Annotated in this window: 18 protein-coding genes; 11 read left to right on the forward strand and 7 right to left on the reverse strand. The window is 55.2% G+C overall.

Annotated features, from left to right (window positions below; genetic code table 11):
- The 3 genes from HQL52_09390 to recA all read right to left on the reverse strand — a co-directional run bounded on the left by HQL52_09390 (window position 1) and on the right by recA (window position 6,602).
- Entirely contained in the window at window positions 1–2,961 is a 2,961-nt protein-coding gene (locus HQL52_09390; GenBank protein MBF0369655.1) for a hypothetical protein, read from the reverse strand.
- A 276-nt stretch (window positions 2,962–3,237) separates the two neighbouring features.
- Entirely contained in the window at window positions 3,238–5,508 is a 2,271-nt protein-coding gene (gene parC, locus HQL52_09395; protein ID MBF0369656.1) for a DNA topoisomerase IV subunit A, read from the reverse strand.
- Window positions 5,508–6,602: a recombinase RecA gene (gene recA, locus HQL52_09400; protein MBF0369657.1), complete on the reverse strand. Its 1,095-nt coding sequence runs from the start codon at window positions 6,600–6,602 to the stop codon at window positions 5,508–5,510. The genes parC and recA overlap by 1 nt, the downstream gene beginning before the upstream one ends.
- Window positions 6,603–7,150: 548 nt before the next feature.
- On the opposite strand from recA, the gene HQL52_09405 reads away from it, so the two are divergent.
- The 7 genes from HQL52_09405 to HQL52_09435 all read left to right on the forward strand — a co-directional run bounded on the left by HQL52_09405 (window position 7,151) and on the right by HQL52_09435 (window position 15,248).
- On the forward strand, window positions 7,151–8,188 hold the full coding sequence (locus tag HQL52_09405; GenBank protein ID MBF0369658.1) for a type IV pilus twitching motility protein PilT: 1,038 nt from the start codon (window positions 7,151–7,153) through the stop codon (window positions 8,186–8,188).
- 286 nt (window positions 8,189–8,474) lie between these two features.
- Window positions 8,475–9,098, forward strand: a complete 624-nt coding sequence (locus HQL52_09410) for a hypothetical protein (protein MBF0369659.1) — start codon at window positions 8,475–8,477, stop codon at window positions 9,096–9,098.
- The gene (locus HQL52_09415) at window positions 9,095–9,691 is read left to right on the forward strand and encodes a hypothetical protein (protein ID MBF0369660.1); all 597 of its coding nucleotides are present in this window, start codon (window positions 9,095–9,097) and stop codon (window positions 9,689–9,691) included. Before HQL52_09410 ends, HQL52_09415 begins: the two co-directional genes overlap by 4 nt.
- A gap of 451 nt (window positions 9,692–10,142) precedes the next feature.
- A complete protein-coding gene (locus HQL52_09420) occupies window positions 10,143–11,300 on the forward strand; it encodes a PilT/PilU family type 4a pilus ATPase (protein ID MBF0369661.1) in 1,158 nt (385 codons plus the stop codon).
- A 113-nt stretch (window positions 11,301–11,413) separates the two neighbouring features.
- Entirely contained in the window at window positions 11,414–12,469 is a 1,056-nt protein-coding gene (locus tag HQL52_09425; GenBank protein MBF0369662.1) for a PilT/PilU family type 4a pilus ATPase, read from the forward strand.
- A 375-nt stretch (window positions 12,470–12,844) separates the two neighbouring features.
- Window positions 12,845–14,170: a diguanylate cyclase gene (locus HQL52_09430; GenBank protein MBF0369663.1), complete on the forward strand. Its 1,326-nt coding sequence runs from the start codon at window positions 12,845–12,847 to the stop codon at window positions 14,168–14,170.
- A 115-nt stretch (window positions 14,171–14,285) separates the two neighbouring features.
- Complete coding sequence (locus HQL52_09435) at window positions 14,286–15,248, forward strand: hypothetical protein (GenBank protein MBF0369664.1); 963 nt, start codon at window positions 14,286–14,288, stop codon at window positions 15,246–15,248.
- Between the two features lie 65 nt (window positions 15,249–15,313).
- Here the strand turns inward: HQL52_09435 and HQL52_09440 are convergent, their stop codons facing one another.
- The 4 genes from HQL52_09440 to HQL52_09455 all read right to left on the reverse strand — a co-directional run bounded on the left by HQL52_09440 (window position 15,314) and on the right by HQL52_09455 (window position 17,792).
- Window positions 15,314–16,300: a hypothetical protein gene (locus tag HQL52_09440; GenBank protein MBF0369665.1), complete on the reverse strand. Its 987-nt coding sequence runs from the start codon at window positions 16,298–16,300 to the stop codon at window positions 15,314–15,316.
- 143 nt (window positions 16,301–16,443) lie between these two features.
- On the reverse strand, window positions 16,444–16,947 hold the full coding sequence (locus HQL52_09445) for a prepilin-type N-terminal cleavage/methylation domain-containing protein (protein ID MBF0369666.1): 504 nt from the start codon (window positions 16,945–16,947) through the stop codon (window positions 16,444–16,446).
- Between the two features lie 9 nt (window positions 16,948–16,956).
- Window positions 16,957–17,409 (reverse strand): type II secretion system protein, encoded by a 453-nt coding sequence (locus HQL52_09450; protein MBF0369667.1) that lies wholly within the window; start codon window positions 17,407–17,409, stop codon window positions 16,957–16,959.
- Window positions 17,406–17,792, reverse strand: a complete 387-nt coding sequence (locus HQL52_09455; GenBank protein ID MBF0369668.1) for a hypothetical protein — start codon at window positions 17,790–17,792, stop codon at window positions 17,406–17,408. The genes HQL52_09450 and HQL52_09455 overlap by 4 nt, the downstream gene beginning before the upstream one ends.
- A 372-nt stretch (window positions 17,793–18,164) precedes the next feature.
- Between HQL52_09455 and erpA the strand changes: the two genes are divergently transcribed.
- The 4 genes from erpA (at window position 18,165) to HQL52_09475 (ending at window position 24,178) form a co-directional block, all read left to right on the forward strand.
- Window positions 18,165–18,524, forward strand: coding sequence for an iron-sulfur cluster insertion protein ErpA (erpA, locus tag HQL52_09460; GenBank protein ID MBF0369669.1), 360 nt, complete (start codon window positions 18,165–18,167; stop codon window positions 18,522–18,524).
- 201 nt (window positions 18,525–18,725) lie between these two features.
- Window positions 18,726–21,176 (forward strand): endopeptidase La, encoded by a 2,451-nt coding sequence (gene lon, locus HQL52_09465; protein MBF0369670.1) that lies wholly within the window; start codon window positions 18,726–18,728, stop codon window positions 21,174–21,176.
- A 342-nt stretch (window positions 21,177–21,518) separates the two neighbouring features.
- A complete protein-coding gene (locus HQL52_09470; GenBank protein ID MBF0369671.1) occupies window positions 21,519–22,718 on the forward strand; it encodes a hypothetical protein in 1,200 nt (399 codons plus the stop codon).
- Between the two features lie 167 nt (window positions 22,719–22,885).
- Window positions 22,886–24,178 (forward strand): hypothetical protein, encoded by a 1,293-nt coding sequence (locus HQL52_09475; protein ID MBF0369672.1) that lies wholly within the window; start codon window positions 22,886–22,888, stop codon window positions 24,176–24,178.
- Window positions 24,179–24,391 lie beyond the last annotated feature (213 nt).

Consider the following 24,391-nt stretch of genomic DNA (forward strand, 5'->3'; position numbering starts at 1 on the left):
CTATTCAGTGATCTCGATCATACCCCAGACACCGTAGCCGGTAACGGCCTTGTCCCCGATGGTGATGGTATTCATACCGTAGCCGTCGCCGAGCATTTCCTGACCCGATGCGCCGGAGACCACCATCACGTTGTTGGAGATGATCAGTTCGACATCATAGCTGCCTGCCTTTTGCGGCTCAGCCAGCTGGTAGATGGTGTAATCTTCCAGATCGACACCAAACTCAGCCTCGGCGGCTTTATCAGCCAAGTCAAGCAGGGTGGAGAAATTTACAGAGAAGCTGTTGTCACCTGCCTCTACCGGAGAGTTCTCGGCCTCGTTGGTGAAGGGCACAGTCAGGGAAAGACCCTCACGGGAGCGACCGTAAGTGTAGATCATGGCCCCTTCCGGGAAGTTAACAGAGAGGTTGCCATCGTCATCGATGGAAAGCTCCACCCCTTCCAGGATACCCTTGGCTTCTCCACCGCGACCGTCGTTGTCAGTAGCACGGAAGGCGAGATCGACTACGGCAGTGCCGTCGGTACCCAAGGGGGCGCCAACCACATTAACGTTGATGGACATGCTGCCGACTCCGGCGATGGCATCTTCCACCTCGTCAGCACTAAAGCTGAGGCCTTCCTGGAACTCTTCCAGAGTGTACTCTACTTCGGCGCCGGTACCGATGGCCATGTTGACGGTATCGTCGGTGATCTGGAGATAGTCGGTATAGGAGGTACCATCGTAGTCGACGATGATGTAGACCGTGACCTCAATGGACTCGGTGCCGTCGGATACGGTGACGGTAAAGCTGTCCTCACCGAAGAAATCGGTCGGCGCATAGTAGGTAAACTCGTCGGGCAGGTCAGTGGAAAAGTCAACTGTTCCGCCTTCCGTTGTGGAAATACCGGTGGTAAGACCGCCAACGGTATAGGTTAGGGTATCCCCATCCGGATCCTCGACCGGAACAAAGCCGACAAATCCCGCCTCAGCCTCGCTGGACTCGGTAAAAAACCAGATTTCATCAAAGTCCGAGTCCGGTGCGTCATTGCCGGATGAGAAGACTTCCACTTCAATGGAGGCCGCCTCGGAGGTGTTGCCATCAGCATCATCCACCGTAAAGGAGAAGGTATACATGCCGGAGGAGGTGCCTTCAGGCATGGAGAGGGTGAAATCACCGTTTGTGTCGACGGTCACCGTCCCTGCGCTGGGCTGGGAGGAGACAGTCCAATTTACCAGGCCGACATCATCACTCTCCGGATCCCAAGCCCAGAGGGTTCCCATAAGTTCGCCATCACCGGATTCCGGCATTTCCAGGAACCAATAGTCATCGAACGCCCAGGGAGCCTCGTTTCCACCAGAGCCGGTAAACAGGCTGGCAGTAGCGCTACCGGAGGTGAGTCCTGCCGAGTCGGTAACCATAAAGGTAATGGTGACTGGGCTGTCTGCGTCAATTTCAGCACCTGTTCCGGTATATTTGTACAGGCCGTCGCTGCCATCATCATTGACCGCAGTGACAGAGGAGGGCAGGGTTGAGGTAACGGTGAAGGTGATGGTGTCACCCTCTTCCTCATTGGGATCCCAGGCATCCAGGAAAAACTCGGTCTCGGTTCCATCCGTGGTGTCGACAAAGAAGTGAAAGTCAAAAGCCTCGGGCGCAACGTTGTCATCGCCACCTATACCGTTGGTATTGTTGGCGTTTTTAATGACATTCTCATAGGCTGTATTGAGACCGTTAATGTAGGAGTTCCCTTCCAGATTGGTGTTCTGCAGGAATTGCTGTTCGATCATCAGCTGGATGGAATCCTGCAGAGCATCCACATCGACGAGCCCCTGAGAGTCGCCGGTGGTCTCTGTGGTGACGGACAGGTTTTTCACACTGGTAAGCAGTGCGGTGGCCGCCTCATTCAACAGAGTGATCAGATCGTCCGTGGAGTCAATGTCCGACTGGAGCTGATCGGAAAGCAGGTTGGTGAAGGTCAGGATGGCTGTGGTGGCGCCTGACTGCACGTTGGAAGTCTTGGCAGCTGCGGCATCTACAGCAGCATTCATGTCCCCGCCACTGCTATAGGCGGAGGAGATCAGCGCCTGTGCCTTGAGGATATTCTTGACGTTCTGCTTGGCGGCGCTCTTGGTGAGCTTGTTCAGCAGGCTTGGGCTGATATCGCCATATTTGGTGGTATTGTTGTTGGCCGTATTCTTGAGGAGCTTTTTGAAGGTGCTTTCGAAGATGGTCTCGTCCAGGGAGAGACTGCTGCTGATAAGCGGTGTTCCGGCCGTGCTCAGAGCAGACAGGAGATCTGCCAGTTGGTCACCCACCAGGGCCATGGAGTTCGGGGTAATGGGCTTGTTGCGGGCACCTTGCAGGGCACTGGTGGCATCAAGCACGATCTGCTGAACGACCAGAGCACCGCGACGGACGTTGATGGCATCCTCGCTGCTGGTGTCGTTCATGTTGAGGCTGCCCAGTTCGGTTGAGGAACCGAGGGTGATGTTGAGGGCCGCAAGAACCGCAGTCTCGGCAGCCGCGTCACCACCCAGCAAAGCCACCATGCTGGAGATCGGTGTCAGATACTCATAATCATTGGGAGCAAAAAGAATACCGGTGAAACGGGAGATCTCCTCACCATCGCTATTGACATTACGGCTGTAGTTCGTCGGGTTTGCCGTGGTGCTCTTATCGAAGCCCTTGAGGACCAACTGACCGGTGGTGCAATCGCTGGGCAGGCTGAACTGCCCCAAAGTGCCGACGGTGGTGCTGGTCGTGGTGGCATTGGTTTCGTCGGTGTCCTTGACGCCATCAGAATCGACGTCACACCATACACTGGCGTTGACGATATAGTCATCCTGGGCGCTCTTGGTAGTGGTTGAGGAAGAGCTGCTTCCGCCACCGCCACCGCAAGCCATCAGGCCCATTCCCAAACCCAGGGCGCCAGCCAAGGAAAGAAGTTTAAAACCGTTAATTTTGATCCCCCGTTGCTTCATTTCATACTCCTTCTTCTTATGTGATCCAATTTGTCTTCCCAACCCAAAAAGTGAGGGAGGGAAGATATCGGAAATATCTCCTTCCCTAATAGCATCCAAGCATGCTGCCAAATACCGAGTGGTTTTGTCAAACTTAAACGCAATCAACAAGATGGTTGTGGGTAGTTGAAAATTTTATCCGCACGAACAATCCCCTGGAAATCAACTCCCTGGAGACTTCACTTGGAACCGGGATGGTAAAAAAAAATTTTACACGTCATAAAGTGTATTCCAGCCTTACTCCTGCTCGAATAGATTGCCGGTAATCCCTTTGGCGGCATCTCTGGGAGAAACGCCGGTTCCCTCAAACACCGCCCCACTCAAAAAACCGTGGGGCAACATCCCCCCCCGGGCAGAACGCGGTGCGCTCCAGGGGTCGTATTCGGTGATTTTACGGGTTTTTTTGCCGGAATCAAGCACCACGCCCACAGCGGGATCAAAGGTGGTGACATCCACCAGGGTTTCCCCCCTGGAGATGCGCTGAATCCGCACCCCTTTGCCCCGACCCAGCAGAGGAAACTCCGATAAATTGCAGATCAGCAGGCGGCGGCCCCGGTTGATGGCGGCGACTTTCTCCCCGTTGACCGGATGGATATGCAGCAGCGCATCCCCCTTTTTAAAGGTGATCAGCTGCTTACCCCGACGGTGGCTGGTAATAAGGTCCGACCCTTTGACCCGAAACCCCTGCCCCAGACTGGTCGCAATAAAATACTCCCGATCCCCAGATACCGCAAGCACCCAGACCATGCGGTCCCCATCCTCAATCTCGAAGGTGACCGCCAGATGCTCGCCAAACCCCTTGCCGGTAGGGAGTTTATCCGCCAGCAGTGAAAAAACCTTGCCCGATGAGGAGATAAAGGAAAGATGGTCGTTGGTGTAGCCCCGCACCATCATATGCAGGCCATCCTGCTCCTTGAAACGCATCTTGCGGCCTGGATCGGGATCGTGCCCCTTGGCGGTCTTGACCCACCCCTTACGGGAAAGAATCAGTGTAACCGGCTCCCGCCGCACCATGTCTTCAGGCTTGAGGGAAATCTCCGGGGCCGCCTCAGCCAGTTCCGTGCGTCTCGGATCGGCAAACTCCTTGTGGGTTTTGTCCAACTCTCCCCGAATCGCCCGCCACATCAGCCGATCATCCGCCAACAGAGCTTCCAGTTTCCGGGCTCTGGCCTCCTTCTCTTCGATCTCCTTGCGGATGCTGATCTCTTCCAGACGGCGCAAGGCTCTCAGGCGCAGATTCAATACCGCCTCGGCCTGCAACCGGTCGAGACCGAAGCGGGACATCAATACCGGAGCCGGGTCATCGTGCTCCTTGATGATGGCGATCACCTCGTCGATATTGAGATGAGCGATGAGATGGGCCGCCAACAGATGCAGACGCTCGGCGATCTGGCGAAGCTCATGGCGCGCCCGGCGGGTATGGATTTCAAATCGATGATCCAGCCACGCCTTGAGCAGCTCCTTGAGGTTCATCACCTCGGGACGCACCGCTGCCGTGATGACGTTGAGATTGACCGTTACCCGGGTCTCCAAGTCGCTGTGCTTGAAGAGAAAGGCCATGAGCAGATCCGGCTCCACCCGACTGGAACGGGGGGTGAGCACAATGCGCAACTGCTCGTCGGATTCGTCCCGGACATCCTCCAACAAGGGACATTTTTTTTGCAGAATCAACTGGGCAATACGCTCGATCAATCGAGATTTTTGCACCTGGTAGGGAATTTCCGTCACCACCAACTGCCACCCGCCCCGACCCAGCTTTTCCTTTTCCCAGCGCCCCCGCAAGCGCAGGGAACCCCGCCCGCTCCGGTAAACCTCCAAACGCTCCGCCTGCCCCGAAACCAAGATTCCCCCGGTGGGAAAATCAGGGCCGGGCAGATGCGCCATCAGATCCTCAATACCCGCCTCGGGCTGGTCGATCAAAAACCGGCAGGCATCAATGATTTCGCCCACATTATGGGGGGGAATGGCCGTAGACATCCCCACAGCAATACCCGTGGAACCATTCGCCAGCAGATTGGGAAAACGGGCTGGCAGCACCAAGGGCTCTTCCAGGGAGCCGTCATAGGTGGGGATCATGGCCACGGTGTCCTGGTCCATATCCTCCAGGAGCGCCATGGCGACCTTTGTCAGCCGCGCCTCGGTATAGCGCATGGCTGCTGCGCCATCGCCATCGATGTTGCCAAAATTGCCCTGACCATCCACCAGGGGATAGCGCACCGAAAAATCCTGGGCCAGACGCACCATGGCGTCATAGGCGGATTGATCGCCGTGGGGATGAAACTTACCGATCACATCCCCCACCACCCGGGCCGATTTTTTCGGGGGGGAGCCTGCTGTCAGCCGCAAGGCGCGCATGGCATGCAGAATCCGCCGATGAACCGGCTTCAAACCATCCCGCACATCCGGCAGGGAGCGGCTGATGATGGTGGAGAGGGCATAGGCCAGATATCGACTCTCAAGCTCAAGCCTTAAAGGAGCCTCCTGAATCCGGTCAGACGATTCAAACATCAACGCTTGCCCTTGCTCCGGGGTTTGGGTGCCGGGTTGGGTTCAGGGGTGGGGATGACAGCCCCCTCCTCCCCATCAGCCCCAGCTCCGGCGTGCTTGGTAGGAATCCCGAGAGTTTCCCGCAGACGATCTTCCAGGGTGTTGCGGATGGCGACATTATCCATCAAAAAGCGCTTGGCATTTTCCCGCCCCTGACCAATACGCTCACCATCATAGGCGTACCAAGCCCCCGATTTTTCGACAATCCCAGCTTCCACCCCCATGTCGATGATTTCACCCTCCAGGGAGATCCCCTCGCCATAGTTGATATCCAACTCCGTGGTTTGAAAAGGCGGGGCCATTTTATTTTTGACCACCTTCACCCGACAGCGATTGCCTACGGTCTGGTCCTTATCCTTGATGGCGGAAATACGCCGGATATCCAGGCGAACCGAGGCATAAAATTTGAGCGCATTACCACCGGTGGTGGTTTCGGGATTTCCGAACATCACACCGATCTTCATGCGGATCTGGTTGATGAAAAGCACGATCCCCTTGGAGCGGGAGATGGAACTGGTGAGCTTGCGCAAGGCCTGGGACATCAGCCGCGCCTGGAGCCCCATGTGGGAATCTCCCATATCCCCTTCAATCTCCGCCCGAGGGGTCAACGCCGCCACCGAATCCACCACCACCAGATCCACCGCCCCCGAACGCACCAGCATATCGACAATCTCCAACGCCTGCTCACCGGTATCCGGCTGGGAGATCAACAACGACTCCATATCCACTCCCAGCTTGCGGGCGTAGCCGGGGTCCAGGGCATGCTCCGCATCCACAAAAGCCGCCACCCCGCCTTTTTTCTGCACTTCCGCCACCGTGTGCAGCGCCAAGGTGGTCTTGCCCGAAGCCTCCGGACCAAACACTTCAATCACCCGCCCCCGGGGCAATCCGCCAATACCCAAAGCCAGATCAAGCCCCAACGAGCCCGTAGAGACCACTGGAATATCCTGAACCGACTCCGCGCCCATACGCATGATGGAGCCCTTGCCAAACTGCCGCTGAATCTGGGTTATGGCTGCATCCAGAGCCTTGGCCTTATTGCTATCCGGTTCCATATCGTCTCCTCAATCAATCTGCTACGGATGGGGGTGTGCCATCCATTATATAGTGATATCGATGGTGACGTTGCCGCCAACCGTGATGTCGATTGTGGCACCGTCACATCTATATAGATACGCCTGCTCTTTCCCTTATATGGATACGCCCCACTCTTTGCCCTCTCATCTTGATGAGGGGTTCCTCTGAGTCGGCTTCAGCTTGATGTGCCAAGTGTGAGATCAAACGGTGATGGCAGCCCCAGCCGGTTTTGGGCGACAGGTTAGCAGAAGCAGACAGCCCACAACAAGAATGGGCAGACACAGCCACCCCCTACCAATGTCGATCAACCATCCCCCCCTCAACCATATCGATCAGCCTCCCCTTCTCTGACAATCCTGGCAGCGGGGGGGATCCTTTGAGATCAGTTTGCCTGGAAATCGGTTCGGCTAAGCTTTACCATGAGCGGCGGTGGAAAATAATGGATTCAATTGTCGGTATTTTGACGTTTTTCCACTATTCGGCTTATTTCACAAAATTTTGTCAGGGGGTTTTCATGTCCAAAAAAATGGGGATCGCGGAACTGTTGGCATTCGGGGTCAAAAATGGCGCATCGGATCTGCATCTCTCTTCAGGGATGCCGCCCCTGATCCGGGTAGATGGTGATATCCGCCGTATCGACATCCCCCCACTGGATCGTGAGCAAGTCCACGACATGATCTACGACATTATGAACGACAAGCAGCGCAAGGATTTTGAAGATCGCTGGGAAAACGACTTTTCCTTTGAAATTCCAGGCCTTGCCCGCTTTCGTGTCAACGCATTCAACCAAAACCGGGGCCCGTCTGCGGTGTTCCGTACCATTCCTTCCGAAATCCTCACCTTGGAACAGCTGAGCGCGCCGGCCATCTTCAAGGAGTTCGCCGACACCCCCCGTGGGATCGTGCTGGTAACCGGCCCCACCGGTTCCGGTAAGTCAACCACACTGGCGGCGATGGTAGACTATAAAAACAGGACCGAATATGGCCACATCCTCACCATGGAGGATCCCATTGAATTCGTTCATGAATCCAAAAAATGCCTGATCAATCAACGGGAGGTGCACCGGGATACCAAATCCTTCGAAGCCTCTCTGCGCTCCGCCTTGCGTGAAGATCCGGACGTGATTCTGGTGGGTGAAATGCGCGACCTGGAAACCATCCGCCTGGCCCTCTCGGCAGCTGAAACCGGTCACCTGGTCTTTGGCACCCTCCACACCACCTCTGCTGCCAAAACCATCGACCGTATCGTCGATGTCTTCCCTGCTGCCGAAAAAGATATGATCCGCACCATGATTTCCGAATCCCTGCGGGCAGTTATCTCCCAAACCCTGCTCAAGAAAAAGGGCGGTGGACGGGTGGCGGCCCATGAAATCATGATCGGCACCCCAGCCATCCGCAACCTGATCCGGGAAAACAAGGTGGCCCAGATGTATTCCGCCATCCAGACCGGTCGCGCCGTAGGCATGATGACCTTGGAGCAAAACCTGCAGGAACTGGTGCAAAAAGGCCTGATTACCCGGGAAGCTGCCAGAGAAAAAGCCAACCACAAGGATTTCTTCAAATAGGTTCATTTCCCTGATTCCACCACCGCCTGGCCCAAGATAACTGATGTCAGGCGGTGGTGGCGTTTTTCCACCTCGGCACCACCGCCACCCCCCCCTTTCATCCCCCCTTCCCTATCCCCAATCCGCTAAACGCCCACCACCCTCAATTGATTTTTCAGAACGCCTGGCAATCCTGGAACGATGTTTGCATTGATTTGAGATCAAACGGCCTCACCCTGAACCGATAGCGGTTTGGATCGAGGCTAACCCAAGGATTCACTCCTACTCGTTTCAGGATTAAGGCCCCATGAAAATTTCCTTTTCCGGCTTTCGGCTGGCCCCCATTCTGATGGCTGTGACCTTGGCGGGGTGTGCCCAATTTCCCGTTGTGGTCCCCATGCCCCCAGCCGAGACCCACGCCCAAGAGTCGGCTGCCATGACGGAAGTGGATCTCATTCGCATGAGCCACGCCCTGACCGACGCCCTGGTAGCGGAACTTCAGAAAAATCACCCCTCGTTCCATCGGCGCAAGCCTTTGGTGGTGACCAGCTTTGTCAATCGCAACAATCTGGACGACTCCTCGGCTCTGGGACTGCTCATCTCCGATCACGTCGCCTCCCGCTTTACCCAGCAGGGTTTTTCGGTAGTGGAGCCCAAGTTGCGCAACGACCTGGCCATCCGCAAGGAGCAGGGTGAATTCATCCTCTCCCGGGATATCGAAAAGCTATCCGAGGAAAACCGGGCCTATGCGGTGGTGGTGGGCAACTATACCGAAGGACGGGATATGCTGGACATCACCTCCAAGATGATCCAGGTACGCACCCGGCAGGTGTTGGCCTCCATCGATGCCAAACTGCCACTCGGCGTTCAAACCCGGGATCTCCTGGTTAATAATGGCGGCGGACCTACCTTGACGGTCGTAGACAAATGAGACGCACACCTCACACCAATGGCTGGATCCGGGGCTTTCTGGCCGGGCTCTGCCTGCTGGCAACCGCTCTCCCCTCGGGGTGCGCGCCTCCCCCGCCGGAACACCCCATGGTTTCCCAGCCCCTCTCCAGCCGCACGCCGCAAAATCTGACCAGTGCAGCCTATGAAGCGGCGGACGCCATGTTGGCCCGGCTTGGGGATCGCATTCACCCGAAACAGACCATTCTGCCAGCCAGCTTTGTGGATCAGGATGATCTCAATAAATCTTCCCGACTGGGCCGGCTTCTGGCCCGGCAGATGGCTTCCCGCTTTACCCAGGCGGGATTGCCGGTGGTGGAAGTCAAACTGCGCAACAGCATTCTGATCCAGGAAGGAAAAGGGGAATTTTTGCTCTCCCGGGAGCTGGACGCCATCCAGGCCGATCATAATGTGCACGCCGTGCTGGTGGGCAGTTATGCCGTCGCCGGATCCAAAATTTTTGTCAATGCCCAGCTGATTCGCCTGAAAGACCGGGTTATTCTCTCCTCCCAGGACTTTACCGTGCCCATGGGCAATGACACCCGGGCTCTGGTGGCTGAAAACAAAACTTACTGACCCCACACCCAGCATTCATCGACCTCCCTGCGCCGGGGTTCGGAATAACGGCCTCCCCTCCAAGCTCCGAACCGCTTGGCTTGCGGGGAGTCGATGATAAAATTTTTTCCTCTTTTACACCCCCTTTGCCTCTTCATCCATTGACCAAAACGCCTTTCGCACCACCATTCCAGCCACGCTCCACCCATGGAATCTCCCCACGAACAACGCCCTCTCCCTGCAAAAGTTGCTCGAACCACGCGAATCAAGGTTTAATTACCGGGCAAAACAGGGTTTAATCATTCTCTGTAACAGGATGGGCCGTTCCGGTGGGGGGAAGGTCCTTCGCCATGGGAATCAATGGGGGTACAAGTCCCACGATATCTTGGTCGGCTGAGCTGGTTCAGGAAAAACCAACCCAAGACCACCCCAACCCATTTCAAACCTACGGATTGAGAGAGCGAGGAATCAAATGGATCGTGAACAAGCCATCAAATTTATGCTCGATGCCCTGAAAACCATGCTGAAAAAGGGTGGATCGGATCTATTTATCACGGCAGGATTTCCAGCAGCGGCCAAAATCGACGGCAAAATGACCCCCCTTGGCAAAAATCCCCTGGACGCCAACCAAACCCGGATGCTCTCCCGCTCCATCATGAACGACAAGCAGGTGAAGGAGTTTGACGCCACCAAGGAGTGCAACTTTGCCATCAACCCCCCCGGGGTAGGCCGTTTCCGCGTCAACGCCTTTGTCCAGCAGGCCCGGGTCGGCATGGTGCTGCGAACCATCACCACCGACATTCCGGACTTCGACCAGCTGGGATTGCCGCCCATTCTCAAGGATGTGGTGATGGCCAAAACCGGCCTGGTGCTGGTGGTGGGAGGGACCGGATCGGGTAAATCGACCTCTCTGGCTGCCATGATCGGCCACCGCAACAAAAATTCCCACGGCCACATCATCTCCATTGAAGATCCGGTGGAGTATGTCCATCCCCACGTCAACTGCATCATCACCCAGCGGGAGGTGGGGGTGGATACCGAAGGGTGGCATGCCGCGCTCAAAAACACCCTGCGTCAGGCCCCCAACGTCATTCTCATCGGGGAAATCCGTGATCAGGAGACCATGGAGCACGCCATCAACTTTGCCGAAACCGGCCACTTGGCGCTCTCCACCCTCCACGCCAACAACGCCAACCAAACCCTCGACCGCATCATCAACATGTTTCCCTCTGCCAAACGCCAGCAGCTCCTGATGGATCTCTCCCTGAACCTCAGGGGAATTATTTCCCAGCGACTGCTGAAACGCAAAGGGGGGGGCCGGGTCGCCGCGATTGAGATCATGCTCAACTCCCCTCTTATCTCCGACCTCATTTTTAAAGGGGAAGTGCACGGCATCAAGGAGATCATGGGTAAGTCCAATGAGCTGGGGATGAAAACCTTTGATCAGGCCCTCTTCGATCTCTATGAAGCAGATCTCATCACTTACGAAGATGCCCTGCGCTCTGCCGACTCCGCCAACGAACTGCGTCTGAAGATCAAACTGGAAGGTAAAGATTCCAAAAACCGCGATGTCAACGAAGGCCTCGACGGGATCAACCTGGTGGCCAAGGAAGAAGATCTCGGGATGTAATTCATCCAAACGGCCAAGCAGAGGTCAGAGGGCGGTCAAGTCTAAAGACAACCGCCCTCAAGCTTGGCATGCCACTTAAGACGACGCACTGACAAACCAATCGAGAGCCGATCATGAATGTGACACCCTATTTGAAACTGATGATCGAAAAGGGGGCTTCCGACCTCTTTTTCAGCTGTGACACCCCCCCGAAGATGAAACTTGACGGCAAGATGGTTTCGGTAGGCAAGGATGTTCTCACACCAAAAATGGTGAAGGCGGCCTGTCTTTCCATCATGGACGAGGAGCAGGCCAAATATTTCGAGGAGGAGCTGGAGATCGACTTTGCGATCTCCCTGGGTACCGAGGGGCGTTTCCGGGTCAACGCCTTTCACAGCAAAAACAACACCGGCATGGTCCTCCGCTACATCAAGGCCAAGGTGCCCAATATCGACGACCTCAAGGTGCCGCCCATCCTCAAAGAGCTGATCATGCCCAAGCGTGGCCTGCTGCTCATGGTGGGCGCCACCGGTTCGGGAAAATCCACCACCCTTGCGGCCATGATCGACCACCGCAACGCCACCTCAGCGGGCCACATTCTCACCATTGAGGATCCCATCGAATTTATCCATCCCCACAAAAAATCCCTCATCAACCAGCGGGAAGTGGGGCCGGATACCAAATCCTATGCCCGCGCCTTGAAAAGCTCTCTGCGGGAAGCGCCGGATGTTATTCTGATCGGTGAGATCCGGGATCGGGAAACCATGGAAGCGGCCTTGGAGCTGGCGGGTACAGGCCATCTGGCCATCTCCACCCTCCATGCCAACAACGCCTTTCAGGCCATGACCCGAATCATCAACATGTTTCCCCAGGCGCTGCACAAGCAGCTCTTCATGGATATGTCCCTCTACATGCGGGCGATCATCTCCCAACGCCTGGTGCGCAGTGTTGATGGCAAGCGCCGGGCGGCTGTGGAAATCATGGTCAACACCCCCCACATCGCCGAATTGATGCTCCAGGGGCAAGTGGATGAGATGAAGGAAGCCCTGGAAAACAGTGGTGAAAAAGGGATGCAATCCTTCGATCTTTCCCTCTTCAATCTTTACAAGGAGGGGGCTATCACCATGGAAGAAGCCCTGGGTAACGCCGACTCCCGGGCCAACCTCGAAGCCAAAATCCACTTCGGTTGATCCATCCGCAATCTATTTTCTGACGGGTTGGTGTGGGGATGATTCCAGCCAACCCGGTCAGAAATAATTCCCGGATCATCGCCACCCCCTCCGCTGCAAACCCTCCCCTTCCCCCGCTGACCAGGAAAACACCTCCACGGCATTGACCATCCTATACAGCTGAATTATATCCAAAAATATCACACCACCCAAACCGTCCTTTTGCGAACGATTTTCAATCAAACTACAAACATTGTTTGACCATACCCATTTTTTTCACTACTCTGTCGCAACGATTGAAACAAAACTCCATTTTTAAAATGTAAATAAAGAGGGGGTCTAACCAAGATCCCCTTCCATAAACTGTTTCACCACAGACCAGTGATAAGGCGATCCATGGCCACGATTCTGGTGGTTGACGACGACAGCCAAACCATTGAACAGCTCACCCGGCTGATTTCAGAAGCGGGCCATAGCGCTGATTTCCTCTTGGAGCCCCAATACCTGCTGCCCAAGCTGGAAACCGACCCCATCGACCTCATCCTGTTGGATGTCAACATGCCGGAGGTGGATGGGCTCTCCCTGCTGAAAAAACTCAAAGCCAACCACAAAACTGAAGATATCCCGGTCCTCATGATCACCGGGGATACCGAAGAAAAGCTGGTTCAGGCGTGCTTTGAAGCCGGTGCGGTGGACTTTCTCAACAAGCCCATCCGCCCCCTGGAGCTACAATCCCGCATCCGCATCGCCCTGGAAACCCAGGAACACATCGCAGCCATCCAGAGCCAAAAAAACGACCTACAGCAAACCAAAGCCTTTATCGAAACGATCCTGGACTCCATGGAAGAGTCCATCTGCGTCATTGATCGCCGGGACAACACCATTTTGGAAGCCAATCAGGTCTTCATCAACCAGATCGGGCTACCCCGGGGATTGGTCATTGGCCGCAAATGTTTTGATAAACCCGGAGAGCGCACCCACCCCTGCTTCCAGTGTGATGGGCCTGATAAAGACTGCATTCTCAAGGATGAACTGGAGCCGGGCAAAAGCCGTATACGGGAACTCATTCACCTGGATAAAAACAAGGAACGAATCTTTACCAAGGTGATCACCCGGCCCATTCTCTCCGGGGAGCTGGAAGACAACCGGGTACTCTACCTGGCCCGGGACATCACCAAAGCCAAACGCATGGAGGAAAAACTCAAGCATTTGGCCTTCCACGATGTTTTGACCGGACTTCCCAACCGGCAACTCTTTTTCGACCGGCTGGAGCAGGCCCTGGCCCAGGCCCGCCGCCACGATCAACTCCTGGCAGTGCTTTTTTTCGATCTGGACCGCTTCAAGGAGGTTAACGATACCCTGGGCCACAATATCGGCGACCTTCTTCTCAAAGAGGTCGGCAGCCGGTTGGCCAAGGGGATTCGGGAGAGCGATACCGTCGCCCGTCTGGGAGGGGATGAGTTTACGGCGTTTTTAACCAACCTGGATGAGCTGGAAGATGTCCGCAAAACTGTCCGCAAACTACTCAAAAGCCTGGGTCGAAAATTTCAACTCAAAAAACACAAACTCTCGGTCACCAGCTCCATCGGTGTCAGTCTGTTTCCCCATGACGGAGACACCTTACAGACTCTGACCAAAAAAGCGGACAAGGCGCTCTATAAAGCCAAATCCGATGGTCGCAACAACGCCCAATTTTTTTCACTGGGCAAAAAAATCAAATAGATATCACCCAGAGAAAGGGGTGCCCGTGGCTGGTCCGTATTCCGACCCAATAAACGGTTTAACCCGCCATGGCCATGGAATAACGCTCCTGTTCTGGATCATAGCTGGCATCCTGTTGTCCCCTCTCCCAAGCCAGGCAAGCCCACTGATAGGCCTCCCCTTTTCCGATCCCACCCAGGGAATGCCCATGCCGGATGGCTGGCAGGAAAAACCGATCCGTTATGAGGAGCGATTGGCCGGTTACGATCTGGTGCTGACCCTCGACCAGCAGGTTTATCAAATTTTAACGCCGATCATCGAACAGTTTGCCGCTGAAAACCACATCAAAGTAGCCATCAGGAAGGGCACTTGCGGCATCTCCGGGGGCATGCTGGACAATAAACGGGTGGATATGGCCGGTTTTTGTTGCGCTCCAGGCCAGATAGACCGGTTTCCCGGGCTGCGTTTCCACACCCTGGGAATCGGAGCCATTGCCATCTTTACCCACCCAAGCAACCCCATTCGGGATATCAGCCTGACCGATCTACGGGCCATTTATCAGGGAGAGCGCTATCGCTGGTCGGAAGTGAATAAAAGCGCAGGCAAAAACAGCCATGACCTGCCCATCCGTACTGTAGGAAGGCTCCATTGCAAGCTGCGTCCCGGTCACTGGCGGCTGTTGCTGAATAATGGCGACCTCTTCAGCCCACGCATGTTGGAGGTAGGCACCATAGCCGACATGATTCTCCAGGTGGCCTCATTCCCCGAGGCGATCGGCTATGAAACCATCTGGCATGTGGACCGCTACCGACAACAGGGAAAAGTCCAGCCCCTGACCATCGACGCCATTTCCCATCAAGACACCCAAGCCCTGGCTCAGGGGCGTTATCCCCTCTATCGCACCTTCAACATTACCACCTGGGAAGGCAATCTGGCCAATCCCCATGCAGATAGACTGGTTACACATCTACTGAAAATGGTGGAAAACCTCGCTCCCCACTACGGCCTGGTCCCTGCTTCCCACCTACGAAAAACGGGCTGGCAATTTATGGGTAATGAGCTGATCGGCAAACCTGTATCTGCAAATCCCTCTCCCTGACCCCATCCCGTTTCGATCCATTTTTTTGGCAAAGGGGCGGAGTGGTAAAAACAACAACGGCCAAATCAAAAACGCTCCTGCCAAGCCCCCAGAGTAAGCCCCCCACCCCCTCCGGAACCAACCGGCCCCACATAAGGCTCGCTCAGGGTGAGAGATCCCCCGGTGGGCATCTCCAACATTCTCAGGATAAAGGTGTCGATGGTGGCCGGATCGAAAGTACCCAAATTAAGGATAATTTCATCCTCTCCAGGATTGTAACTTGTAACCGCCGGGTTGGCGCCGGTGGCTCCGGAATCGAGACAAACCAGACTCCCCCCCATACCGCCACAGTTGGGCCACACTTTCATCTGATAGCAATAGACCGAAGCGGAAGCCCCCAGATCAAACCCGCCATCCTGCACATCCTCCAGCGCCCCGGAGCCACAGACAATTTTTACATCGTCAGGCAGTCTGATTTCGACCAGCAGCCAAGCCCCCACAGGAGGGGTGGTGACCAGGGTTGATTCAAAACTGATCTCCTCGTCACTGGCCGCAGCCAGATTGGTGTTACCGCTATCCTTGAGGCAGGTGCTGTTTTTGGAGCTACCGGTACAAAGCATGTTGGCCACATTACAGCTGATGCCGGAACAGGGTTCGGTAAAGGTCACATTGTAATCGACATCCATCAGATGGCTGCCGTTCCAGCTTTCCGGATTGCCCGAGGTAAAAAGATTTCCCTCCGCCACCCCCCCGTCGGCGGTACAGGTCACCCCGTTGCGACTGATGGTGCGCTGGTTGTCGGAAAGCGTATCCACCACCGTCAGATCAAACAGGCCGCTGCCCCGGTCGCTGATGGTCAGGGTAAAACGACCTATCTGGTTGCCTTCGCTGTCGTTGAGGGTCTGCTCGGTGGGAATGGTGAGGGGGCTGCAACCGCTGTTCCAGAGCTGTTCAAGCCCTGCCTGCATACCGGCTTCCGCCATATTGAAGGCCTTGCCACCCCCGACGGTTTCCTGGGAGATCCAACTGCCACTCAGATACATGTTGGTCAGGGAGACCCCGATGGAGGCCATCACGACGATCATGAAAATGGCGGTGATGGAGAGAAAACCGTGTTGTCGGCATCCCCCATGGCAACGGCTCGCCCCAACGCTTGGCCCTGGGGGAATATCCCGACCGGTCGCCGTTATCCGCTGAAGTGGAGAAGGTGGTGCTTTCAGTTGCGGATGAAGACTGAGGTTTCCAGAGGAACAGAGACCACATCGCCACTGGGCAGGGTTGCTTCCATGGCAAAATGGATCTGCACCACCCCGGGGGGGACGCCGGTCATGCAATCGGTGGGTTGGAAGGTGAGGCTGGCTGCCTCCACCCCCTCGACCAACACCTTGTCCACCCCCCCAAGACTGGAAGAGTAGAGGATGGTCTGCCCCGATTGGCTGAAAGAGAGGACAGCCCCGTCGAAATTGGTGAATGTCAGGGTGTCGGCCCCTCCCGGCTGGGAGAGAGTCAGGCAAGTCGCTCCCTGCAACTCTCGAATCAGCCGCTCCATGGCCAGCTGTCCTTCGTTGACCATGGGGGTCAGGGCCTGACCGGTGAGATAGGCGTTGAAGACATCCCGAATGAACTGAACCCCCAGCCCCGCCACCACACTCAAGATGGTGATGGTCAGCACCATCTCCAGCATCGAAAAGCCACCGGTCGCCTTTGGCTCCCATTTCATAAGCCCGGGTCAAAAACGGCTGAGAACGGTTTGAGACTGAGCCAGATGCTCGCTGTTTTCGAGATTGGTCACCGTGACTTTGACACAGAGATAGCTTTCACCGGCGGGGTCGCTACCAGTGCAGGTGATAGCGCTTCCGGAGAGACTGGCCCCCATGAGATCCACGTTGCGATTGAAAAGAACCTCCGCGCCGATGTCAATCACCTCATCCCCCTCATAAGCGGCAACAGTGATGGCTGAAAACCCTCCCCCCCGAAACTGCTGGGCCTGGATCTCTTCCAAAATTTCACGGGCCAAAAAATCAGCCTGCACCTGTTCCCGAAACACATTGATACCGGAAAGAACCTGAAGAAACAGTGGCAGGATCCCCCCTATGGCGATGGCGATCACCACCAAAAAGAGCACCAGCTCAATCAAGGTGAAACCGGTTTCCCGCCCCCCTTCCCACCGGTGCGGGTTCATGGGATCCTCACCGCTCCCGTATCCCCCACCACGACCAGAGTCAGACTTTCACCACCACTGTTGAGGGTGATGGCAATATCCTCAAAGGAGTCGGGGGAACCCCGGCCATCGAAAAGAATGGAAAAACCGGATTGGAAGGAAACGGAGTCCAAGGTGCCGCTGGAGAGAATCTCCACGCCATTGGTTACCTCATAGGAGGCGCTGCCGCTGTTGCGAATGGTGTGACTACCGCTTCGATTCATGGCCAAAGCCCGGGTGTGACGAATCTCCTGGGCGAGCTGCCGAGCCTGGGCGTGGAGGGATATCACCGATCCCGGCAGCCGTCCCATGACCGCGACGGCAAGAATGCCGATGATCAGAATAACCATAATCAATTCAAGCATCGTGTGACCGCTCTCGCCATACATGCGCAGACCTGGGAACACGGACGTTATTTTTTGGTCAAAGAGGGAATGGTCTCGCGTTTGTTGAACGATTTCAAGTTGTTAGTTTGGATAATTCAGGTGATTTTCGGGTTTTATAACACCTATTTTATACAAGGTTATGGATGATAAATGAGTAACCAACCAGTCAACCTGAAGACCAGAATGACAGCTGATGCTACGCCAACAAAGTTGTTGACAAGCTAACACCATTGCCTTATTATTAGAATATTCTAAAATGGGAAAGGTACTTCCCAAGCCGTGCATGACGACACACTGACCCAAAAACCAGCGGTTCAATCCGCCGACCACCCTTATGAGGAGTAGCGCAACATGTCCCTGACCCTGACCGAGAACGCCACCAAAAAGCTCGATGGCCTCATCAAGGCAGAAAACAACCCCGACCTCAAACTGCGGATTTTTGTGCAGGGCGGAGGATGTTCCGGCTTTCAGTATGGTTTCGCCTTTGACGAAAAAGCCGACGACAATGACATCACTGTGGAAGCCGATGGTGTCCAGGTTTTGGTGGACCCCCTCTCCATGAACTATCTGCGTGACGCCCAAGTGGATTATGTAGAAGATCTCAACGGCGCCCAGTTTGTCATCAAAAACCCCAATGCTGGCAGCTCCTGCGGCTGCGGCCAATCCTTCACCCCCAAGGAAGAAGGCAGCTCTTCCTGCGGCCACGCCTAAGCCTGCCGGTTTTTTTTCATCGGCAATCACGTTCCATCCAGGCCTTCCACCGGAGGGCCTTTTTTTTTCTGAATCGGGAAAAATGGTCCAACATGGGATAAAATGGTCCCATATTGGAAAAAAAGGCTGCATGCTGCTTGTATTCAGCCTGAACCGGCACCATATATTGCTCCATACCTAAGACACTTTAAGGATGGAATCATGTCAGACGAAGATAACAATAATTCCGACAAAGAAGTTGTAGACGCCATCATCGAGGAGCCCGAGGTGACGGAAGCGGCAGACCTGGATGAATCCGACACCACTCCGGCACGCATGGAAGACATCATGCCGATGGAGCTGGTGGTCTACCCCCTGGGTGGACGTCCCTTCTTTCCGGGTATGCTGACCCCTATTCAGGTAGAAGGCTCCCCCTACTACGACATTATCCGCCAAGCGCTGGACTCCCCCGGAAAAATGTTCGGCATCGTGCTTTCCCACGTCGAGGAAGGCGACGAAGTCTTTGACCCTGAAAAACTTTTTCCCATGGGTACGGTGGCGCGGGTTTTGGAAGCTGCCGTCAACGAAGAGGAAAAACAGGTCAAACTCCTGGCTGAGGGCATTTCCCGGTTTGAAATCACCGAAGTGGTCCAGGCTGGCCCCCCCACCGTGGTACGGGCGATCCACCACAACAAACCGGCTGAAGAGGTCGATCCGGACACCCTGAAGCCCTACACCATGGCGGTGATCAACACCCTGAAAGAGATCCTGAAATACGACTCTCTCTATCAGGAACAGGTCCGGATGTTTCTCTCCCGGCACAATTTCAGCGACCCGGATCGGCTGGCCGATTTTGTCGCCTCCATGACCAGCTCCAAACGGGAAGAGCTACAAGAGGTATTGGAGACCATCTCCACCCAGGAGCGGCTGGAAAAAGTTTTGGGATTGCTCAAAAAAGAGCTGGAGATGGTCAAGCTCCAGGATAAAATTTCCAAGCAGGTGGAAGAAGGCATCTCCAACAACCAGCGGCAATTTTTCCTCCGGGAGCAGCTGAAGGAGATCCAGAAGGAACTGGGCATCACCAAAGACGACCGCACCGCTGATGTGGACCGTTTTCGGGATCGGCTGGAAAAGCTCACCCTGACCGAAGAGGCCGAAGAGCGCATCACCGAAGAGCTGGACAAGCTGTCGGTACTGGAAACCTCCTCCTCGGAATATGGGGTGACCCGCAACTATGTGGATTGGCTCACCAGTCTGCCCTGGGGAGTCTACTCCAAGGATAAGCTCGACCTCAAACGGGCCAGGCGAATTCTGAATCAGGACCATGACGGCCTGGATGATGTCAAAGAGCGCATCCTGGAGTTTTTGGCGGTGGGCAAGCTCAAGGGGGAGATCGGCGGCTCGATCATTCTTCTGGTGGGGCCACCCGGGGTGGGCAAAACCTCGGTGGGGCGCTCTGTCGCCCGGGCAGTGGGACGGGAATTTTTCCGCTTTTCCGTCGGCGGCATGCGGGATGAAGCTGAAATCAAAGGGCACCGACGCACCTACGTGGGGGCGATGCCGGGCAAGCTCATCCAAGCCTTGCGCCGCAAAAAGGTCGCCAATCCCATCGTCATGCTCGATGAGGTCGATAAGATCGGTGCCAGCTATCAGGGAGATCCCGCATCCGCCCTGCTGGAGGTGCTGGACCCAGAACAAAACATCGAATTTCTCGACCACTATCTGGATGTGCGGTTTGATCTTTCCAACATTCTTTTCATCTGCACCGCCAACCAGATGGACACCATCCCCCGGCCCCTGTTGGACCGTATGGAGGTAATCCGGCTGTCGGGTTATATCACCCAGGAAAAACTGGCCATCGCCCGCAACCATCTGATTCCCAAACAGCTGGATAAAAACGGCCTCACCAAACAAGATATTCGCTTCAGCCAGGCTGCCTTGAGAACCATCATCGACGGCTATGCCCGGGAGGCGGGGGTGCGGCGTCTGGAACAAAAGGTCGGCGCCATCATCCGCAAAAGTGCGGTCAAGATTCTCGATGATGAACCAAAACCCATTCAGGTGGGCAAGGAGCAGGTGGAGGATTTTCTGGGCAAGCCCGATTTCCGGGACGAAAAACCGATGAAAGGGGTGGGGATCGTCACCGGTCTCGCCTGGACCGCCATGGGTGGGGCCACTCTGGATATCGAAGCGGTGCGCATTCGGGACGACAAGGATGGCTTCAAACTCACCGGAAAATTGGGTGAGGTGATGAAAGAATCAGCCCAGATTGCGGTCAGCCACATCCAGGCCCACTGCAAAAGTCTGGGAGGCAACCCCAAACGACTGGAAGGCACGGTGCATCTCCACGTGCCGGAAGGAGCTACCCCTAAAGATGGTCCCTCCGCCGGCATCACCTTGACCACCGCCCTTCTCTCCCTGGCCCGCGACCAAGCCATCCCCCGCTATATGGCCATGACCGGAGAGATCACCTTGACCGGCCAAGTGCTGGCAGTGGGGGGCATTCGGGAAAAGCTGATCGCCGCTCGCCGGGTAGGGATCAAAGAGGTCATTCTGCCAGAAGCGTGCCGCAAGGATTATGAAGAGGTTCCGGACTATATCCGCGAGGGGGTGACTGTCCACTTTGTGCGCCGATATACCGAGGTGGTCAAAATCGTCTTCGGCAAAACCTAACACTCTCTTAAGCCAGCCAGCATCAGAAAAGCTGGGCTGCAATCCATCTCTTATTTCAACCTCTGGGGAGTGGCTGTATGCCGAAGCCACCCCCCAGCTTGGTTTTTCTCCCCCCCTATCCCATCCCCCTTGGATTCCCCCCCAAAACTCTTTTTCCCACTCCAAGCTTCTCCCCTTTTCCTCCCGACCACCTCGGGTATGGATGGCTTGGGATTCGGGAGAGATCTCAAAGTGGTGGGGTCACTTGTCCTTTGAAGCGGCAAAGGGTATTTTCAGGTTTGTTACGGATGGTTTTGTGGTTAAATCGAGGGTATTGGCAGTTCCATTTTCAAGGACACGTTCATGGCCGGTATGGATAACCATTCCATCCAACGGATTCTTCTGGAATATGATCGGGAAAAAGAGCTTTATGCTGATTTTTTGACCATGAATCTCCGGCTTTTCAAGGAGTTCATCAAGGAAAATGCCGTCGTCGTCTATTCCATTGAGGGGTTCCTCATGGATCGGGAGGCGTTACGGAACTGGTTGGAAACGACCACCACCCCGGTGCAATCCCTGAAAGATATCGAAGATCTCGTCACCATCCGGGTGCTGACCCACTTTGAAGATGAGGTGGTGCGGGTATCGGACATTCTCAAAAGCGCCTTTTCGGTGGTGAGAGATGTCTTTGGTGAGGGAAAAATCCAGGAACCAAAGCGATTCGGTTACCACTCCCACTACTATCTCACCCGAATGATGGATGCCCGGCTGGAGTTGATCGAATATCGCCGTTTTCGCGCGTGTCAGGTGATGTTTCAGATTCGTTCCCTTTTGCAACACACCTGGTTGTCCATCCAAAAACGACTTGATTTTCCCAACGAGACCGCCCTACCCCAGGAACTGAGACGGCCTGCGGCGCGTATTGTGGGTCTCTTTGAGCTGGCAGACAGGCAGCTCAACACCCTGAAGCAGGAAGTCACCCTGGCTGCCGCCGAGCCGGAACCCCAACCCCAAGAGGGGGTGGAGTTAGCGGTCAAACTTGCCAAAAAGCCTGCCAAGGCCTCGAAAAAGAACGCTGACAAGGGCAAAAAATCCGGCAAAAAAACAGCGCCGGTCAAACCCGTCCCCCCCAAGCCAAAATCCCAAAAAGAGGCCTCTGCCACACCCTCCCCCTCTGAGCACCCACGCTGGTCCGGGGAAGAGTGGTCCAAACTGGTTTTGGGAGATTCCCTCATCCGGAGCCTGGATCGTAAAATTGCCGATCTGTTTGATCTCAGACTTAAATTTCACGAACCTTTCATCCAGCAGCTGGAAGCGATTGCCGCCAAGTTTGACATCCACTCCCAGGAAAGCCTGCTGGAATCCCTGGTGCGCAACGAAGCGGCCATTGTGAGCCATTCGGGCAAGCTCTTTGAAGGGGCTGATGTGGCGGATGTGGATTTTATCGTGCGGGGTATCTCGATTTTGCTGCTGCTTCTGCACATCGCCATTGAAGTAAAAGACCAGGAGGCGATGGATGAAATCCTGGCCATCATGCAAATTCCGCTGGAGCCATCCATCTGAACGATTCGGGATGGTGAAGGAATAAACGAAACAATGGCAAGGAGCCTGACGGACTTTTGGATGGCTCAAGGGGATGCCAATCCCTGGAACCAGGCACGATCCCGGGAGAGATGATCCGTGACACGCCACACCATCAGCACCCGAGAGGGCATGAAGGTTTTCACCCCATGAATACCAACGAGGTTATTTTATCGGAATACACCGAAAAGCAGGTGGCCTTCCGGGAATTCAAGAATCGACTTGGCGTTCTCCTCGACGAAACGGTCCGAGCGGGCAAGCTGGATGTCTTCGACATCACCACGAGGCTCAAAAGCCGTCGGAGCCTGGAGCGCAAAATCACTGAATCTTTGGATAATCTTTACCCTGCCCTTCATGAAGTGCCGGATCTGGTGGGTTTTCGTATCATCACTTTTTTTCAAAACGAAGTGGACCGGGTGATCGACCGACTGGCCCAGGATTTTCAGGTGGTCAAAGAGTCCTGGCCCCATCGGGAGATTGAACGCAACCCCGAGGCCCTGGGCTATCCCACAGGCTGGGCGGTGATTCAGCTACCCGCCGAACGGCTGAAGCTGGTGGAATATGAGCGGTTTGTGGGGTTTCAGGCTGAGATCCAGGTCTGCTCCCTCATGCAGCACACCTGGGGGCGGATTGAGCAGCATCTGGGCTATCCTCAGGATCGTTTTCCGGTGGAGATGCTTCGGGAATTTACCCAGCTGAGCTATCTCTTCGAGCTTTCCGATGGGGAGTTGAACCGGGTACGGAAATTTTTATCTCCCTACAACTTTGACCCCAAAGAGAGGGAAACACCCAAGGGAATAACGCCCCCTGCACCTCCCCTTTCCTCAGCCAGCCAAGGGACCCAAGCCAGCCAACCTGCCCCTTCCACCCCATCCAACCGTCCCACACCGGACCAAAAAAAATCTCGGGCAAAAAAACCACCCTCCCCCAAACCTGAAACAATAACAGAGCCCGCAGATGATCCCATCGGGGTTGAGGAAGCCAAGGCCCTTGATCGGGTCGTGCTCTCCGGCAACGAAGCCGCCATTGATCTGGAAAGCCTGGAATTATTTATTCTCCAAAACGACATGGTGCGTCAGATTGATCGGATCATCGCCGCCTATTACGACACCCGCCTGATGTATCGTCAAAAATCGATGGAAAGGCTTTTGGCGGCCATCAACGATCTCGGCACCATTCACACTCTGGCCGACCTGGAAGAGCTGTTGTTTAAAAAGCGCAAATTGATTCCCAAGGTAGCCAAGGAAATTTTAGGGGACCACAACAGCCGGGAGTATGGCTTCGTGTTGAAGGGGGTCTCCCTCTTTCTACTCGCCTATATCGCTGTGGCCACCACCCGGGATATCAACATTATCGGCGACTTTCTGGAAAACCACAGCTTTGACGAAAAGCTGGTGGACCGGTCCAACGTCCGGATGCTGCTGATGCTGGATGTGGGCTAGCCTGCCTTGATTTTGGCTCAGTTATCAGGCCTGACATAATGGCGCTGTCAGGAATGTAACAGCCAACTCCGGCAAACTCCGCAAGGGGATTGAATATCTCTGCTATTTTTTCTTTGAACAGGAAAGCTGGCGGGTAAGCCTGGTAGAACCTTTAAGCCCGAACATCACCTGGCCTTGAGAAAAAAATCCTACCCAAACAACTCTCTCAGCTTC

The organism is Magnetococcales bacterium (assembly GCA_015232395.1).
In the GTDB taxonomy this organism is placed as follows: domain Bacteria; phylum Pseudomonadota; class Magnetococcia; order Magnetococcales; family JADFZT01; genus JADFZT01.